The sequence below is a fragment of the Actinopolymorpha pittospori genome, from assembly GCF_014873875.1.
Classification (GTDB): Bacteria; Actinomycetota; Actinomycetes; order Propionibacteriales; family Actinopolymorphaceae; genus Actinopolymorpha; species Actinopolymorpha pittospori.
The window spans coordinates 9,649,057-9,666,384 of the sequence record NZ_JADBEM010000001.1; the positions used below are offsets into that span (position 1 = coordinate 9,649,057).

Sequence of the window (17,328 nt, forward strand, 5' to 3'; positions counted from 1 at the left end):
CCGCCAGGAGGGCTCGGCTACGCTGGAAAGCGTTTTCCATGGTGCTTGCGTATGGTGGAGGGGCGCGAATGAGCGTTCGCGAAGTCGGAATCGTCATGAACGGCGTGACCGGCCGGATGGGATACAACCAGCATTTGGTGCGATCGATCCTGGCCATCCGGGAGCAGGGCGGTGTGGAGCTCGCTGACGGTAGCCGCGTCGTTCCTGACCCGATCCTCGTCGGCCGCTCGGAGCAGAAGCTCCGCGACATCGCCCATCGGCACGACCTGACGAAGTGGACCACGGACCTGGACCAAGCGCTTTCCGATCCGTCCGTCCAGATCTACTTCGACGCCCAGGCGACCCGCGCCCGCGAGAAGGCCGTGCTCGCGGCCATCGCCGCGGGCAAGCACATCTACTGCGAGAAGCCCACGGCGGACTCCGTCGCCGGCGCCGTCGAACTCGCCCGGGCCGCCCGGGAGGCCGGCGTCCGCAACGGCGTCGTCATGGACAAGATCTTCCTGCCCGGCCTGCGCAAGCTGAAGCGCCTGGTCGACGTCGGCTTCTTCGGCCGCATCCTCTCCATCCGGGGCGAGTTCGGCTACTGGGTGTTCGAGGGTGACTGGCAGCGCGCGCAACGCCCGAGTTGGAACTACCGCGCCGAAGAGGGCGGCGGGATCACGCTCGACATGTTCTGCCACTGGAACTACGTCCTCGAGTCGATCGCCGGCCCGGTCCGCGCCGTCACCGCCCGCTCGGTGACCCACATCCCGCAGCGCTGGGACGAGAAGGGTGTGGGCTACGACGCGACCGCCGACGACGCGGCGTACGCGATCTTCGAGCTGGACGGCGGCACGATCGCCCAGCTCAACTCCTCCTGGTGCGTGCGGGTGTTCCGCGACGAACTGGTGGAGTTCCAGGTCGACGGCACCGAGGGCAGCGCCGTCGCCGGTCTGCGCAACTGCCGCGCCCAGCACCGCTCCGCCACCCCGATGCCGGTCTGGAACCCCGACATGCCGGTCACCGAACCGTTCCGCGACCAGTGGCAGCAGGTGCCCGACAACACCGCGTTCGACAACGGCTTCAAGGTCGAGTGGGAGCAGTTCCTCCGGCACGTGTTCGAGGAGGACCCGCAGCCCTTCCCGCACGACTTCATGGCCGCCGCCCGGGGTGTGCAGCTCGCCGAACTCGGCATGCGCTCCTCCCAGGAGGGCCGCCGCATCGAGGTTCCCGAGGTCTCCGGATGACCGGTCCGACCCTCACCCTGCCTCGCGCCGACGGTTCAGCGGAACGCTACCGGCTCTCGGCGCCACGCCAGTGGTCCCGGCCAGCCGGCGGGTTCACCAGCCGGGTCGCCTTCGCCGCCGCCCACGTCGTCGCCGACCCGCTCGCCGACAACACCCCCGGTGCCCCGGCGCGGCTGGACTGGGACGCGACCCTGGCGTTCCGGCGCCACCTGTGGGCGCACGGCCTCGGAGTGGCCGACGCGATGGACACCGCCCAGCGCGGCATGGGCCTGACCTGGGACACCACGGCCGAGCTCATCCGCCGCAGCGCGGCCGAGGCGGCCGCCTGCGGAGGCGTGGTCGCGTCCGGCGCGGGTACGGACCATCTGCCCTGGCCGGCGGGCGCCGAGAGCCTCACCCTCGACGACGTCCTCGCCGCGTACGAGCAGCAGCTCACCGTCGTGGAGGACGCCGGCGCCCGGCCGATCCTGATGGCGAGCCGCCATCTCACCGCCACCGCACGAGATGCCGACGACTACGCCACGGTCTACGGGCGACTGCTCGGCCAGGTCCGCCGACCGGCGATCCTGCACTGGCTGGGCCCGATGTTCGACCCGGCGCTCGAGGGCTACTGGGGATCGAGCGATCTCGACATCGCCACGAAGACGTTCCTCGCCCTGGTCCGCGAGCACGCCGCCGCCATCGATGGCGTCAAGGTGTCCTTGCTGGACGAGGACCACGAGGTCGCGCTGCGGGCGGCACTGCCCGCGGGTGTCCGGCTCTACACCGGTGACGACTTCAACTACCCCCAGCTCATCGCGTCCGGCTCCGACGCGCTGCTCGGCATCTTCGACGCCATCGCACCCGCCGCCGCGACCGCGCTGGCGGCGTTGGACCGGGGGGACACCCAGGGCTACGACGAGGCGTTCGGCCCCACGGTCGCCCTGTCGCGACACCTGTTCAGCACGCCGACCTACTACTACAAGACCGGCATCTGCTTCCTGGCCTGGCTCGCCGGCCACCAGGGCGCGTTCACGATGGTGGGCGGCCTGCAGAGCGCCCGCAGCGTGCCGCACCTGGTCGAGGCCTTCCGGCTCGCCGACCAGGCCGGCCTGCTTCCCGACCCCGACCTCGCGGCCAGCCGGATGCGGCAGTTCCTCGCCGTGAGTGGAGTGAGCGCATGAGCACCGTCGACGCCAGCACGGTCGACTCCGCCGTCGGCACGGTCGAGCGCCCCACCGCCGACCCGGATCTGTCGCGGCTGTCCCTCAACCAGAAGACCACCAACAGCTGGGGCGTCGCGCAGGCCGTGGACGGGTGCGTCCGCGCGGGCGTCCCCGCGATCGGCCTGTGGCGCGAGCCCGTGCAGGAGATCGGCCTGGAGCAGGCGCACAAGCTGGTCCGTGACGCGGGTCTTCGGGTCTCCTCGCTGTGTCGGGGTGGCTTCCTCACCGCGCCGGAGCCCAGCGCCCGCCGACGGGCGCTGGACGACAACCGGCTGGCGATCGACGAGGCGGCGACCCTTGGCGCCCCGTGCCTCGTTCTGGTGGTGGGCGGGCTGCCCGAGGGCTCACGGGACCTCCCCGCGGCGCGGGCGCTGGTGGCCGACGCGCTGGCCGAGCTCGCGCCGTACGCCGGTGAACGCGGCGTACGGCTCGCGCTCGAACCGCTGCACCCGATGTACTGCGCGGACCGGGCGGTGCTGTCCACCCTCGCGCAGGCACTCGACCTGGCCGAGGCCTACCCAGTCGAGCAGGTCGGCGTGGTCGTCGACACCTTCCACCTGTGGTGGGACCCGGCGGTGTTCGAGCAGATCCGCCGGGCCGGCGACCGGATCGCGTCGTTCCAGGTGTGCGACTTCAACCTCCCCATCCCCGCCGACGCGCTGCTCGCGCGCGGCATGATGGGCGACGGCGTGATCGACTTCCGGCCGTTCCGGGAGGCCGTCGACGCGACCGGCTACACCGGCGACATCGAGGTGGAGATCTTCAACGCCGACGTGTGGGCCGCCGATCCCGACGAGGTGATCGCCACCATGATCAGGCGGTACGCCAACCTGGTGCTCTGAACCTCCCCCGGTCAGCCCTGCGCCAGGACCTCCCGGAACCGCAGGACGAACCGGGCAGGGTCCTCGGCGAAGCCGATGTGGCCGCCGGGAAACATCGTGGGCTCGATGCCGAGTTCCGCGGCCAGCGTCTTCGACGTACGTTCACAGATCTGGCCACCGGAGTCCTCGCCGAGGCCGATCAGGACGCGGCTCCTCGACCCGCGCAGCGCCTCGACGTCGGGCACCCAGCGGGTGGTCGGGCGCAGCATGTGCGCGTTCTGGTAGTTGGCGTCGGCGATCTCCTGCGGGCTCGGCTCCGTCGGGATGAAGTCGCCGACCAGGTCCCCCGGCTCCGGCATGATGATGTTGGCGTGGGCCAGGAACTTCACCCAGGCTCCGCCGACGTCGCCGGACAGGTGGGTGGCGATGATGTCGTCGATCTGCGCACGGTGGTACGCCGGGTCCTCGAGCAGCTCCAGCAGCGGGGGTTCGTGCGCGATGACGGTGTGCACCTGCTCGGGGTGGGCCTGGACGAGCGCCAGCGCGCTGACCGCTCCGCCGCTGGAGCCAAGCACGACTGCCGGGCCGGCGTCCAGGTGGGCGATCAACCGGGACAGGTCGTCGGCGCGCATCTGCGGCGTGGAGTCCTGGTCCGGGTCGGCCAGCGGGCTGCGGTGGATGCCCCGAGGGTCGGTGGTGAGGACGGTGTGGTCGGTGGCGAGCAGGTCGGCGAGCCCCGCGAAGGGCGCGGCGTCCATCGGTGCGCCGACGAGCACCACGAGCGGGCCCTGGCCGCGTACCTCGTAGTACAGGCGCGCGTCGGGGATCTCCAGGGTTCCCACCGTCGGGCGGGCGTGGCGGGGATGGGGGCGTCGGGAGCGGTGGACGTGTCGTTCATCGGGGTCCTCCTGGACGAAGCTGGTTCTGCTCGGTCCAGAAGGAGACTCCCCGCGCGGTCCCTCGTCATCGCGTTCCGGCGACCCTTTTCCGGCTCACGCTCTCCGGGGTCAGGTTTCCCTGCTCACGCCGCTCGCGGCCATCCATCCGCCAGCCGCGGACCTGACCTGCGTGGTCAGCGGACCTAGGCAGCCGCCCGCAGCACTCCGAGCAGTCGGGCCACCTCGGCGGCCACCGCTTCGCGGCCCGGCGCGAGGTACTTGCGGGTGTCGACCACCTTCGGGTTCGCCGCGAGGTAGTCGCGCACCGCGCCGGTGAACGCCTGGTTCAGCGCCGTCGCGATGTTGATCTTCGTCATGCCGGCCTCGACCGCCCGGGTGAGATCGGCGTCGGCGACGCCCGAGGAGCCGTGCAGCACCAGCGGGACGGGCACCGCCTTGCGGTTGGCGGCGATCAGGTCCAGGTCGAGGGCCGCGGTCTTCTCCAGCATCGCGTGGGAGGTGCCGACCGCGATCGCGAGGGCGTCGATCCCCGTCGCCTCGACGAACGCCGCCGCCTCGGCGGGATCGGTGCGCGCGCCAGGAGCGTGTACGCCGTCCTTACCGCCGACCTCGCCGAGTTCGGCCTCCACGAAGACACCCGCGGCGTGGCAGTGCTCCACCACCGACCGGGTGGCGGCGACGTTCTCGTCGTAGGGCAGGACCGACGCGTCGTACATCACGGACCCGAAGCCGAGCGCGACCGCCTCGCGCACGAGTTCGGCCTTCGTCGCGTGGTCGAGGTGAACGGCGACCGGCACCGACGCGGTCCGCGCCACGGCGAGCGTCGCGAGCCCGATGGGTTCGAGCCCGCCGTGGTACTTCACGGCGTTCTCGCTGATCTGCAGGATCACGGGCGCACCCGCGCGTTCGGCACCGTCGACCAACGCGTTCGCGTGTTCGAGCTGGATCACGTTGAACGCGCCAACACCCCGGCCATCGCGCGCCGCGTCGCGCACGATGTCACCGGTCGACACCAACGGCATCAGAGATTCTCCTTCGTGAGTTCGCCCGACACCCAGCTGCCGCGGCGCATCACCGCGGCGGTGCCGAGCTCACTGTCGAGCACTACCAGGTCGGCCAGCAGGCCCGCCTGCAGCGCGCCCACCTCGGTGAGCCCGAACGTCCGGGCCGGCGTCGTCGAGGCCATCCGGGCGGCCTGCGTGAGGGTCTGCCCGGCCTGCTGGACCGCCAGCCGGAACGCCGCGTCCATCGTCAGGGTGCTGCCGGCGATCGACTCACCGCTGATCAGCATCACCAGGCCGTTCTCGACCCGGACCGGCCGGTGACCGAGGTTGTAGACGCCGTCGGGCATCCCGGCCGCGGCCATCGCGTCGGTGACGAGGGACACCCGGTCGGCTCCGGCCGAGCGGGCGGCGACGGCGATCACACCCGGGTGCACGTGCATCCCGTCGGCGATCAGCTCCACGGTCACCCGTTCGTCCTCGAGGAGGGCGCCGACCGGTCCGGGAGCGCGGTGGTGCAGAGGTGGCATGCCGTTGAAGAGGTGGGTCGCGACGGTGGCGCCCGCGTCGACCGCGTCGATCACGGTGGTGTAGTCGGCGTCGCTGTGGCCGACGGCGGCGACCACGCCGGCCTCGCACACCCGGCGTACGGCGTCCAGACCGCCGGGCAGCTCCGGGGCCAGCGTGACCATCCGGATGGTGCCCCGGCCAAGTGCCAGCAACCGGTCCAACTCGGCCCGCTCCGCCGGCCGCAGACAGGCCGGGTCGTGCGCGCCCTTGCGTGCCTCGCTGATCCAGGGACCCTCGAGGTGCATGCCCGCGACCACACCGTCGACCACGAGGTCGGCTGTGGCGACGACCTGGCGTTCGAGCTCCTCGGCGGTGGTGGAGACCAGGCTCGCGAAGGTCGTGGTGGTCCCGTGCGAGCGGTGGAACTCCGCCACCCGCGCGGTGTCCTCCAGCGTCGCGGTGAGGTAGGACGCTCCCCCGCCGCCGTGGACGTGGGTGTCGACGAAGCCGGGTACGACGATCCGGCCGGCGAGGTCGACGTCGGCCGGTCGGGCCGGGATGCCCTCACCCACGCCGACGATGCGCTCGTTCACCACCTCGATCCAACCCGGGTCGAGGACGGCGTCGGGGGTCACGACCTTGCCGTTGGCGAGCAGCGTCACGGGTTTCCTCCGTCAGTGGACCGGTGCACGGTCGATGAGGCGCTCGGCCAGGAGGGCCGCGCCCAGACATCCTGCCTGGTCACCGAGCGTCGCCCGGACGACACGGGGATGCCGTTGGAACGTCAGTCGCTTGTCGAGCTGTTCGGCGAGCGGGGCCAGCAGGAGGTCCTCCGCCTCGGCGAGGCCGCCGCCGACGATCACCACCTCGGACCCGAGCAGCGTCACCGCGGTGTGCAGGACCGTCACCAGTGCCGAGACCGCCTCGTCCCACACCGCGCGCGCGTCCTCGTCGCCGGCCTGGACCAGGGCGGCGACGTCGGCCGCGCCGGAGACCGTGCGGCCGCTGCGTTCGGAGTAACGCCGGGCCACTGCGGCGGCCGAGGCGACGCGCTCCAGGCAGCCACGCGCGCCGCACGGGCACGGCTCACCGTCGGGTTCGACGATGACGTGGCCGACCTCACCCGCGTAACCGCCTGCGACGAGGGGGCGGCCGTCGACGATCAGGCTGGCCGCGATGCCGGTGCCCAGGGCGATGAACAGGCTGTCGCTCGCGCCGGCGCCGGCTCCGAGGACGTTCTCGGCCAGGCCGCCCGCGCGGACGTCGTGCCCGAGCGCGACCGGGATGCCGAGTCGTTTGGTGAGGACGGTGACGAGCGGTGCGTCGTGCCAGCCGATGTTGGCGGCGGTGACCGCGACACCGCGGGCCTCGTCCACGATCCCGGGTACGGCGAGACCGGCGGCCGCGGGCGCGTCCAGCCCCAGGCCGGGCGCGTCCGCAGCGAGCGTCTGGAACGCCGTACCGATCTGGTCGATCACTGCCTGCGGGCCCGCCGCGACCGGCGTGGGGAACGACCGGCGGGTGCGTACCCGCCGCTCGGCGTCGACGAGAGCACCTTTCATGGAGGTGCCGCCGACGTCGAGGGCGAGGACGCAGGAACGCGGGTCGAACGCGTCAGGCTGGGCGGGGTCCGGGCGCCCGGACGGGTGGGCCGTCTGGGTCACTTGGTGTCCACGCCTGCTGTTCCGGACAGGATGACCGAGCGGGTCAGGTTGCGCGGACGGTCGGGGTCGAGCCCCTTCTCCGCGCCGATCGTCACGGCGAGCCGTTGGACCCGGATCAGCTCGGCCATCGGGTCGCGGTCGGGAACGGACACGACCAGGGCGCCGATCTTGGCGACCTCGTCGCGCAGACCGGCCGGCGGCGCTCCGAGGAACCACACCACGGAGGAGCTGTCGGTGATGCTCATGGGACCGTGACGGTACTCCATCGCGGGGTAGGACTCGGTCCAGGACAGCGAGGCCTCGCGCATCTTCAGCGCGGCCTCGTTGGCCAGGCCGATGGTCCAGCCGGCACCGAGGTAGGTGAACTGGCGACGCTGCGTGGCTCCGTCCGGCAGCGCCTCGGTCACGGTCTGCTCGGCGTCGGCGATCGCGCCGGACAGGTCGGCGCCCAGGTGGGCGCGGAAGAGCGTGAGGGCGGAGGTCGCGAAGCGGGTCTGGACGACCGACTTCTCGTCGGCGAAGTCGAGGACGACCGTCTCGTCGGACAGGTCCATCACCGGCGTCGTGGGGTCGGCGGTGATGCCTACCGTCGGCACCTGGCCACGCAGCTGGGACAGGACCGCGAGCACCTCGCTCGTCGTGCCGGAGCGCGTGAGGGCGACCACCCGGTCGTAGCGGCGGCCGGCGGGGATCTCGGTGGCGGTGAAGGCGTCGGTCTCGCCGTGTCCGGCCGCCTCCCGCAGGTTGGCGTAGGCCTGCGCCATGAACCAGGATGTGCCGCAGCCGAAGACGGCGACCCGCTCGCCCTTGCGGGGCAACACCCCTCCGGCGGTCTCGGCGAGTGCGACGGAACGACGCCAGCACTCCGGTTGGCTGGCGATCTCCTCGGTCACGAATTCCATGCCTGCCCCTTCCGCGATCGGCTGCCCGCAGCATAGGCCATCGACCGCGCATTTGTGCATGCTTTGACCGGTAAACGAACAGTCATGTGCAAGATCTGGCCATCCGCTGCCCGACTGTCACAAACACGTGCCCAATGTCGGAATAAGCGCGTTCAAGCATCCCCATGCAGGCTGTGGGCACTCTATGATCGGTTTTCCCAAACTCTCGCGCAGCTTCGAACATTGGGCGGTAGTCCATGAACCGCTACGAACGGCTCAACGCGATCCTGGAACTCGTCGCCGAGCGCGGCCGGATCGACGTCGAGACCCTGTCCGGCGAACTCGACGTCTCGACCGCGACCATCCGGCGCGACCTCGACCACCTCGCTCAACAGCAGTTCCTCACCAGGACCCGTGGTGGCGCGGTCGCGCACAGTGTCGCCTACGACCTGCCGCTTCGCTACAAGACCGCCCGCCAGGCGACGGAGAAGCAACGCATCGGCCAGGCGGCCGCCGATCTCGTCGAGGTCGGGATGGTGATCGGGATCAACGGCGGCACCACGGCCACCGAGGTCGCCCGCGCCATCGCCACCCGCACCGACCTGCGGTCGCCCGACGGAGGCCGCCGCGCCGTCACCATCGTCACCAACGCCGTCAACATCGCCAACGAGCTGACCGTGCGCCCGCACGTCAAGATCGTGGTCACCGGCGGTGTCGCCCGGCCACAGTCCTACGAGCTCGCCGGACCGCTCGCGACCCACATCCTCGAAGGCGTGAGCCTCGACCTCGCCATCCTCGGCGTGGACGCCGTCGACCCGATGTACGGCGCCAGCGCCCACCACGAGGGCGAGGCCGACATCAACAAGTTGATGGCCTCCCGGGCCCGGCAGGTCGTCGTGGTCGCCGACAGCTCCAAGCTCGGCTCACAGGCGTTCGCCCGGATCCGGCGGCCGGAGGAGATCGACCTGCTCATCACCGACGTCGGCGTCCCCGACGACGCGGTGGCGAAGTTCGAGGAGGCCGGCGTCAAGGTCATGTGCGTCTGATCGCGTAACACGCACACCCGGTTACGCGCGGCAGCCGTGTCTCGCTCCGCTCGTGTAGTTTCACGGCTCGTGCGCATCCTTCACGTGTCCGACCTCCACATCGAGCCCGAGCCCGAGGAACGCCTGCCCGGCCTGATGAGCACGCTCGCGAACGACCGCGAGCCACTGCGCCGCGTCGGTGCCGACCTGATGATCGTCTCCGGCGACCTCACGACCTACGGCAGTTCGAGGCGTGACCATCTCGCCCAGGCGCGCGAGTGGCTGGACAGCCTCGGGATCCCCTACCTCGCCGTTCCCGGCAACCACGACCTCGGGCCGAGCCGGATCCGGGGCGAGCGCAACCCCCACCAGGAGGGGTTCGAGGACGTCGAGTTCAAGCAGACGGGCTATGGCCGCACGTTCGGGCCCGACCCGTTGGTCGTCCGCGACCTCGACCGGCTCCGCGTCGTCGGGGTCGCGCTGCGCGAGGACGACCTCGACGGCGTACTCCCCCGGCTGACCGAGCTGATCGGCGCCGACACCCGGCCGGTGATCCTGGTCGGTCACTATCCGCTCGTGCCCACGCGCGAGCCGAAGCCGCACACCGACTTCGGCTCGGAGACGTTCGTCCCGCGGGCCGGCGCCGTCCTGCTCGACCTGGTCCGGCGCAGCCCGAACGTCGTCCTCTACGCGTGCGGCCACGTGCACGTCAACTCCGCCCGCCCGCTCGCGCCGCACTGCCTCCAGGTGACCGCCGGTTCGCTCGGCCAGGGCGCCAGCACCTACCGGGTCTACGACGTCGACGAGACGGGTCTCGGCTACTCCACCGTGCTCGGCAGCGGGCCGCTGATCTTCTGGAACACCTTCGACCCGGCGCTGGCGGCGGAGTTCTCCCTCGGCACCGGCACGGAACGCACCGGCAGGATCACCTTCTGAGCCCTCGCCGCCGTGCCCGTTCGTCCGCCGGCCGTGAAAACACCGTTGTCTGTTTCGCCGACACCGCGTACGGTCGTGCGTACACGAGGAAGGAGGTGGTCCAGCGTATGCATAGCTTTGGGACTCGTGAGGTGGCTGTCCGCTAGCCGCTGTCCCTTGAAGGACCGACTGCCGATCACCGGCTCGTCCTGATGGCACCCGCCGCGGTAACGCGGCGTGAGTGCCGGATGGCGGCCGGCGAAGCCAAGGCAGCCACCCGACCCGCGGGCGCTGGTACTTGTCCCCCCAGCACACAAAGCCCGCGGGTCGTCCCATGCCCGGACCCGGCGATCCGCTCGCCGTGGCCGGGCATTCGTGTCGTGGGGGGTACGCCGGCCCGTGCCGTCCATCCCGGAATGTCCGTACCACCGACTGGCCGGAACCGGGCACGGCTCAGCTGTCGAACCAGGTGCTGGATCCCGCCGGGAGCGCCGGACGTCGGCCGCCGGACGGCGAATCAGGGCGCCAGGCGCTCGAGGACCCAGCCCTCACCCTCGCGGCGGTAACCGATCCGGTCGTGCAGGCGACCGTGCCGGCCCTGCCAGAACTCCACCGTCTCCGGCCGGACGCGGTATCCGCCCCAGAAGTCGGGCAGCGGAATCTCCTCGTCCTCCCCCCACCGCGCCTCCACCTCGGCGTACGCGCGGTCGAGGGCGGCCCGATCGGCCACCACCTGGGACTGCGGGCTCGCCCAGGCACCGAGCCGGCTGTCGCGAGGCCGGCTCGCGAAGTAGGCGGCAGACTCCTCCCGGCTGACCCGCTCGGCGGTGCCGGTGACGCGGACCTGGCGTTCCATCGCGTGCCAGGGAAAGACGAGTGCCGCCCGCGGGTTGGCCCCGAGATCGGCCGCCTTGGCCGACTCGTAGTTGGTGTAGAAGACGAAGCCCCGCTCGTCGAGTCCCTTCAACAACACGGTGCGGGCGGACGGGACGCCGTCGGGCGTGGCGGTGGCGAGCACCATGGCGTTCGGCTCGGGCACCTCACCAGCGAGCGCGTCGTCGAGCCACGCCGCGAACTGCGTCAACGGGTCGGGGGCCACGTCCGCCTCGTCGAGTTCACCACGCGCGTAGCGCCGGCGCAGGGCCGCGAGACCGGCCGCCGGAGCGCCGGGCGGAAGGCTGACCGGTGGCCCGACCGGGACGGTCGGAACCGGCGCGGCGCTCGGCACCTCCGGGACCGGCGGGAACGGCGGCCGCTCCTCGGGTCGGCGACCCGGTATCGGTGGACCGTCAGGAGACACCACACCGGCCGCACCGTCGGCGGCGGGGATGGCCGCGGCAGAGGTGTCGACGGGGGGAAGGTCGGCGGCGTCGCCGTGCGCCTGCTCCACGAGTCCCGACCCTAGCCCTGCCGGGCCGTGTCGGCGCGGTGGACTCGCGTCGCACCGCGTCGACGGCCTCGCCATGGACCGCCGACGGTGTGATCGTGGGCACCATGACGAACATGACCGAGCCGAACGGACCGGATCGACCTCCGCCACCTCCGCGTTCCTGGCTGCTGGACCGGCCGCTGACCGGGTTCGCCCTGCCCCACGGACGGCTGGGTTCGTTGCTGGGACGGGTGATGGCGGTACTCGGCGGAGCCGAGCAGCGGGAGGTGTCGAAGCTGCTGGAGGTACGCCCGGGCGAGCGCGTGCTGGAGGTCGGCTACGGGCCCGGAGTCCTGCTCGCCCTCCTGGTCGAGGCCGGCGCCACGGTCGCCGGCGCCGATCCGTCCCCGCAGATGTGTGCCTTGGCCCGGCGCCGCAACCACGCGGCTGTCGAGGCGGGACGGGCAGACCTGCGCGTGGGTACGGCGGAGCGCACCGGCTTCGACGAGGGCGCCTTCGACGCGGCCGTCTCGGTCAACAACGTGCCGATGTGGTCCGACCTGGCGGCGGGGATGCGGGAGCTCCGTCGCGTCGTACGTCCGGGCGGCCGGGTGGTGGTCACCTGGCACGGCGGCTCGCGCCCGACCCGGGTGGGACGCCGGATGACGCTGGACGCGCAGGTGCTCGACCGCATCCTCACGAGCATGCGGGACACCTTCGGAACCGCCGAGCTCCACCACGGCACCCGGGTCGTCGCCTTCCGCGCCACCCGTCCACTCGATCATGCCGGCGAGACCATCGATGATCATGCTCGTGATCAGGGGGACGAACGGGCGCCAGGAGACCATCCGGCTTCGTGATCATGGGGTGCGCGGGCGAATCTCCCGCCAGCACGCGCCCCTTGCCCCCGGACCGGTGGGCGCGCTGACAGAATGGACCGGGCCTGACACTGACGTCCGCGCATCCTGTCTGTCCCGCACGTCCGCAGAGGTGGCACTGTGGCTGACGCCTTCGACCCCGCCCGCATCACGATCCCCCACGACCGGCTGCCCGCCGACGGCCGCTTCGGGTCCGGCCCCTCGAAGGTGCGGCCCGAGGCTGTGGCCGCCCTGACCGGCGCCGCGTCGACACTCCTCGGCACCTCGCACCGGCAGGCGCCGATCCGGAAGCTGGTCGGGCGGGTCCGCGCTGGCATCAGCGAGCTGTTCGGCCTGCCCGACGGCTACGAGGTGGTGCTCGGCAACGGCGGGTCCACGGCATTCTGGGACATCGCGGCACACAACCTCGTCCGCGACCGGGCTCAGCACCTGTCCTTCGGGGAGTTCTCCGCGAAGTTCGCGTCGGTGACCGGCGGCGCGCCGTTCCTCGGTACGCCGACCGTGGTGAAGGCCGAGCCCGGCACCCTGGCGTCCCCGTACGCCGAGGAGGGCATCGACGCCTACGCCTGGCCGCACAACGAGACCTCGACCGGTGTGATGGCACCGGTCCGCAGGATCGCCGGAGCCGACGAGGACGCGCTGGTCCTGGTCGACGCGACCTCGGGTGCCGGTGGTCTTCCGGTCGACATCGCCGAGTCCGACGTCTACTACTTCGCACCGCAGAAGTGCTTCGCCTCCGACGGTGGCCTGTGGCTGGCCGTGATGTCGCCACGCACACTCGACCGGGTTGAGGAGATCGCCGGCTCCGGTCGCTACGTTCCGACGTTCCTCGACCTGCCGACGGCGATCGACAACTCACGCAAGGACCAGACCTACAACACCCCGTCGATCGCGACCCTCGTCCTGCTCGCCGAACAGCTCGACTGGCTGCTCGGGGGCGGCGGGCTCGCCGGCGCGGTCGAGCGGACGAGCGACTCCTCCAGCCGGCTCTACGCCTGGGCGGAGAAGTCGGAGTTCGCGACGCCGTTCGTGTCCGACCCGGCCGCGCGTTCCCTCGTCGTCGGCACCGTCGACTTCGACGACGCGGTGGACGCCTCGGCCGTGGCGAAGGTGCTCCGCGCCAACGGCATCGTCGACGTCGAGCCCTACCGCAAGCTCGGCCGCAACCAACTGCGCGTCGCGATGTTCCCGGCGGTCGACCCGGCCGACGTCGAGGCACTGACCTGGTGCGTCGACTACGTCGTCGAGCAACTCCGCGGCTGAGCGCGCCCCCACCACGAACGCGAGGGCCGGTTTCGCGGCGCGCCAGGCGGCGCCGGCGATACCGGCCCTTCGCTGAGTCCTGGCGGGGTCCTGGCTGGATCCTGGCCGAGGCCTATTCGGGGTCGTCGCGGTAGAGAGGGCGGCGGCGCCGTGGCCGCTCCGGCTCCTCCTGGGACGGGACGGGCGACCAGCCAGTCCCCTCATCTGACCAACCGGGCTGCTCCCCCGAACGCGGCACGGCCCACGGCGGCTTCTCGTCCCCCTCCGAACGCGGGGTCTGGCGAGGGCTCGGCGGGCGATGGTCGGCCGGGGGCACGTCCTCGGTCGAGCGGATCCGCCGACCCCTTCGGGCCGGCGCTGCCGGCGGTTGGGGTGCCGGGGTCGGTACGTCGGGGACCGGGTACCACGGCCGGTCCGAGGTGCCGTTGTCGTACGCCGGCTCGTCGTGAGTCCAGCTCTCCTGTGAGCGGCGCCGTCCTCCGGTGTTCTCCTCGTCGGGCCGACGCGGCTCCTCCGTCGGCTGCTCCTGGGCGTGCCGCCGTCCCCGCGACCGGCGCGGCTCCTCCGGGGGCCACTGGGCCGGCGGCGGCCACTGCTCCTCCGGAGGCGAAGCGTTCTCCGTCCGTCCCCGCGCGGGCGGCCACTCGTCGAGGCGATCATCGGATCGCGACCAGTCCTGCGTGTCCTGTGTGCGCGACCACTCCTCCGAGCGCGACCGGTCCGCCGGATGCGACCGGTCCGCCGGAACCGACCAGTCCTCCGAACGTCGCGGCTCGGCCCACGGCTCGACGGGCTGGTCCACCGACCGGCTCGAACGCCCGGGCTCCTGCCGGGGCGGCGCCGGCTCGTCCGGGTGAGGGCGCCAGTCCGCGTCCTCCCAGGGCAGGGGTACGCCGCCGCCGTCGGCGGGACCGGCCGCCCGGCGTCGCCCGCCCGCGGGACGCTCGTCTCCGGGAGCGGTGCCGGACGACGCCACGCCGTTGCCCGCCCAGGTGTCGTCTCCGGCGCTCGGGGTCGCCCATGCCTCACTCGCCCATGCCTCGCCGGTCCGGCCCGGCTCCGGCCACGCCTCGTTCCGACCCGGCTCGGCCGACGTCGCGTCGTCGACCGCCAGGCCAGCCTCCCCGCGCCGATGATCGTCCAGCCCGCTGGTCGCCGACCGGGCCTCCCGCGGGTCGTCGTAGGGCGAGGTCCCCCGCCCGTCCGGACCGCCCGGCGCCGGATCCTCGGGCGGACGACGCCGCACCGGGCGCTTACGCCGCGACACGGGGAACGCCGCGATGCCGGCGAGGACGGCGGCCACGATGACCAACAGCAGGATGCCGCCGGGCAGGCCACCAAAGAGCCCGTTGTCGGCGCCGGCACTGGTGTCCGCGGTGTCGTCGGCGGCGGGAGCTGTGGGTTTCGCGGTGCTCGGCTTCGGCGCCGGGGTCTGGCCGGGCGTGGAGGTGCCGACCGGGGCGCCCGCGGTGAACGGCACGCTGAACACGGAGGACCTGGCGCCCTCACTGCCCACGAAGATCTGTTCGCCGTCCAGGCTCATCGCGACCGACTCGCCCTGGCGCTGCTGCGTCAACGGGATCTTCCGCACGACCTTGGCGTCGGGCCAGTTCAGCACCTGTGCGTCGGCGTACGTGCGGAGGACGATCGCCGAGCCGTCCGGAGCGAACACCCCGTCGGTCACGACCGCCGGGGCGGAGGCGACCTTCGTCATTTCGGCCGTGGCTCCGGCGACGAGTTCCGGCGGCGCGGCGTAGATCGCACCGCCCTTCGGGTCCTTGGTCACGATGTAGACGCGACCCGTGCGGGGGTGGACGAGCAGCGCCTCGGCGTCGTGGGGACCGTCGGGGTACTCGAGCCGGAACCTGCTCCACTCGACGCTCTGGTCACCGAGCGACTCGGGTTCGCGGAACCGGTAGAGCGTGACCGAGCCGCGCAACTTCTCGTTGTCGCCGATGTCGCCGATCCAGATGCGCTCGTCCGGGCCGCTCGCCAGGGCTTCCCAGTCCAGATGCCCTGCGCTGCCGAGCACGAGCGTCCCGACGACGTTGCCACGGGGGTCGAGCGCGAAGACGCGGGCCGTGTCGCCGGAGTCGTTGTTGGTGTAGAAGTAGCCGGGGTGCCTGGTGCTGGCGGCGAGTCCGCTGGACTCGGTGACGCGTTCGTCGTCGATCGTGAACGCCTGTTTCGCCTCGTCGGGATCACCGGGAGCGGCGTAGGAGGGCGCGGCGGCCAACGGGGCCGCGACCAGCCCGGCCAGAGTTCCGGCGGCGGCGACCGCGGCGAGTCGGTGGCCAAGCCGGGCGATCCGGCGGTCCGCGCGTTCGAAAGTCACGGTCGCAGCACCTCCGCCAGGTCGGGCTCCAGCAACCGCGCGAGTGCGGGCGTCACCCCCCACGCGGTCATGAGCGCGCGGTAGTCGGCGATGACCTCTTCGGACGGGGCCGCGCCGGTGCGGACCGCTCGGAGTAGGACGTTGCGCGGTGTGTGCTCGGAAGGGACGAACTCCATCACATCCACGCGGTAACCCACAAGTCTCAGGATCGCCGCGCGCACCCCGTCGGTGAGCACGTCCGTCAGCCTCTCACGAAGGATCCCGTGCCGGGTGAGGAGGGAGTAAGGCGCCGGCGCTCCCCGCTCGCGCACCTGTGCGTGCAGGTCGTGGTGGCAGCACGGTGCCGCGAGGATCAACGGCGCACGCCAGCCGACCCCGCGGGCGAGCGCGTCGTCGGTGGCGGTGTCGCAGGCGTGCAGGGCGAGAACGACGTCGGCACCGGCCTCGACCTGGGCGGCCGCGATGTCGGCCGCGGTGAACGTCACGTGCTCGGACCAGCGAAGTTCCTCCGCCAGCCTGGTGTTGCGTCGCCGCGCCTGCTCCTTCACGTCGATGCCGGTCAGCGTGACGGGCAGCCCGCGCACACCGGAGAGGAACGCGTAGGCCGCGAAGGTGAGGTAGGCGTTGCCGCAGCCGAGGTCGACGAGCCGCAGCGGGCGCTCCGGAGTGGGGCGCTCGAGCACGCCCGCCGCCACGGCGTCGTCGATCGCCGGTCCGAGCAGCCGGACGAACTCCTCCACCTGGCGGTACTTGTCCCGCCGGGTCGGTTTGACGACGCCCTCGCGGCTGCTGATGCCGACGGCGGCGAGGAACGGCTCGGCCGGATCGAGGACGCGGTGCTTCCCGCGGTCGTGGTCGCGGTCCGGCGCGGGGCCGGTCTCGTCCCGGTCGCGGCGGTGGACCTGCGCCTCGCCCTTCTTGGTGACCCGGAGCTGGATCGTCTCCGCGATCGTGTCGACGTGCCAGTTGCCGTAGGCGGCGAGCAGCGCCTCCTCCACGGCCTGCCGGGCGGGTTCGCCGAGCGGGACGTTGCGGACGTGGGCCTGGCGGTCGTCGTACGTCGTGATCTGGAGGTGCCGTCCGCCCTTGATGTCGACGTAACGCAGCTCGGTCCGCCGCCACGGCGGCAGTTCTCCGCGTCGACGACCGGCGGCGACGGCCCGGACCAGGCGCTCGTCGTCCAGCACCAGGTCTCGAAGCCGGTCAAGCGCGACAACCAGGGATTCGGGCATCCGGCCATTGTCGCGCGTCCGGTTTTCGCCGCCCACGGACCGGCTGCCGGACCGGCCTGCGGGCCTTACCCTGGGAGATCGCGAATCCGGGAGCTCGCGCGCCG

The 17,328-nt window shown here is 72.1% G+C and carries 15 protein-coding genes; 7 read left to right on the top strand and 8 right to left on the bottom strand.

All coding sequences use genetic code 11. The features are described from left to right. The first annotated feature begins 68 nt into the window (after window positions 1-68). Genes HEB94_RS44585 through HEB94_RS44595 form a run of 3 tightly spaced genes read left to right on the top strand, consistent with a single transcriptional unit; the run spans window position 69 to window position 3,273 of the window. Window positions 69-1,226 carry a Gfo/Idh/MocA family protein gene (locus tag HEB94_RS44585; protein ID WP_192755435.1) on the top strand — a complete coding sequence of 386 codons (1,158 nt, stop codon included), beginning with the start codon at window positions 69-71 and terminating at the stop codon, window positions 1,224-1,226. After that, window positions 1,223-2,389, top strand: coding sequence for a dihydrodipicolinate synthase family protein (locus HEB94_RS44590; RefSeq protein ID WP_192755436.1), 1,167 nt, complete (start codon window positions 1,223-1,225; stop codon window positions 2,387-2,389). Before HEB94_RS44585 ends, HEB94_RS44590 begins: the two co-directional genes overlap by 4 nt. Continuing rightward, the gene (locus HEB94_RS44595) at window positions 2,386-3,273 is read left to right on the top strand and encodes a sugar phosphate isomerase/epimerase family protein (RefSeq protein ID WP_192755437.1); all 888 of its coding nucleotides are present in this window, start codon (window positions 2,386-2,388) and stop codon (window positions 3,271-3,273) included. Before HEB94_RS44590 ends, HEB94_RS44595 begins: the two co-directional genes overlap by 4 nt. 11 nt (window positions 3,274-3,284) lie before the next feature. Here HEB94_RS44595 and HEB94_RS44600 read toward each other — a convergent pair whose 3' ends face one another. The 5 genes from HEB94_RS44600 to HEB94_RS44620 all read right to left on the bottom strand — a co-directional run bounded on the left by HEB94_RS44600 (window position 3,285) and on the right by HEB94_RS44620 (window position 8,228). Beyond that, window positions 3,285-4,094, bottom strand: a complete 810-nt coding sequence (locus HEB94_RS44600) for an alpha/beta fold hydrolase (protein ID WP_192755438.1) — start codon at window positions 4,092-4,094, stop codon at window positions 3,285-3,287. 239 nt (window positions 4,095-4,333) lie between these two features. Beyond that, window positions 4,334-5,173: a class II fructose-bisphosphate aldolase gene (locus tag HEB94_RS44605; protein WP_192755439.1), complete on the bottom strand. Its 840-nt coding sequence runs from the start codon at window positions 5,171-5,173 to the stop codon at window positions 4,334-4,336. After that, window positions 5,173-6,324, bottom strand: a complete 1,152-nt coding sequence (nagA, locus tag HEB94_RS44610; protein ID WP_192755440.1) for an N-acetylglucosamine-6-phosphate deacetylase — start codon at window positions 6,322-6,324, stop codon at window positions 5,173-5,175. The genes HEB94_RS44605 and nagA overlap by 1 nt, the downstream gene beginning before the upstream one ends. A 12-nt stretch (window positions 6,325-6,336) precedes the next feature. Then, window positions 6,337-7,326, bottom strand: coding sequence for an ROK family protein (locus tag HEB94_RS44615; RefSeq protein WP_337918407.1), 990 nt, complete (start codon window positions 7,324-7,326; stop codon window positions 6,337-6,339). Then, a complete protein-coding gene (locus HEB94_RS44620) occupies window positions 7,323-8,228 on the bottom strand; it encodes an SIS domain-containing protein (RefSeq protein ID WP_192755441.1) in 906 nt (301 codons plus the stop codon). The genes HEB94_RS44615 and HEB94_RS44620 overlap by 4 nt, the downstream gene beginning before the upstream one ends. A gap of 236 nt (window positions 8,229-8,464) precedes the next feature. Between HEB94_RS44620 and HEB94_RS44625 the strand changes: the two genes are divergently transcribed. After that, window positions 8,465-9,253, top strand: a complete 789-nt coding sequence (locus HEB94_RS44625) for a DeoR/GlpR family DNA-binding transcription regulator (RefSeq protein ID WP_192755442.1) — start codon at window positions 8,465-8,467, stop codon at window positions 9,251-9,253. A 69-nt stretch (window positions 9,254-9,322) separates the two neighbouring features. Then, the gene (locus tag HEB94_RS44630) at window positions 9,323-10,168 is read left to right on the top strand and encodes a metallophosphoesterase (RefSeq protein ID WP_192755443.1); all 846 of its coding nucleotides are present in this window, start codon (window positions 9,323-9,325) and stop codon (window positions 10,166-10,168) included. A 496-nt stretch (window positions 10,169-10,664) separates the two neighbouring features. Here HEB94_RS44630 and pdxH read toward each other — a convergent pair whose 3' ends face one another. Continuing rightward, window positions 10,665-11,537, bottom strand: a complete 873-nt coding sequence (pdxH, locus tag HEB94_RS44635; protein ID WP_337918408.1) for a pyridoxamine 5'-phosphate oxidase — start codon at window positions 11,535-11,537, stop codon at window positions 10,665-10,667. Between the two features lie 113 nt (window positions 11,538-11,650). Between pdxH and HEB94_RS44640 the strand changes: the two genes are divergently transcribed. Then, on the top strand, window positions 11,651-12,376 hold the full coding sequence (locus HEB94_RS44640; protein WP_192755445.1) for a class I SAM-dependent methyltransferase: 726 nt from the start codon (window positions 11,651-11,653) through the stop codon (window positions 12,374-12,376). A 138-nt stretch (window positions 12,377-12,514) separates the two neighbouring features. After that, window positions 12,515-13,657 (top strand): phosphoserine transaminase, encoded by a 1,143-nt coding sequence (gene serC, locus HEB94_RS44645; RefSeq protein ID WP_192755446.1) that lies wholly within the window; start codon window positions 12,515-12,517, stop codon window positions 13,655-13,657. A gap of 112 nt (window positions 13,658-13,769) precedes the next feature. Here the strand turns inward: serC and HEB94_RS44650 are convergent, their stop codons facing one another. After that, complete coding sequence (locus tag HEB94_RS44650; protein ID WP_192755447.1) at window positions 13,770-15,992, bottom strand: hypothetical protein; 2,223 nt, start codon at window positions 15,990-15,992, stop codon at window positions 13,770-13,772. Then, window positions 15,989-17,224 carry a class I SAM-dependent methyltransferase gene (locus tag HEB94_RS44655; protein WP_192755448.1) on the bottom strand — a complete coding sequence of 412 codons (1,236 nt, stop codon included), beginning with the start codon at window positions 17,222-17,224 and terminating at the stop codon, window positions 15,989-15,991. Before HEB94_RS44655 ends, HEB94_RS44650 begins: the two co-directional genes overlap by 4 nt. Window positions 17,225-17,328: the final 104 nt, after the last annotated feature.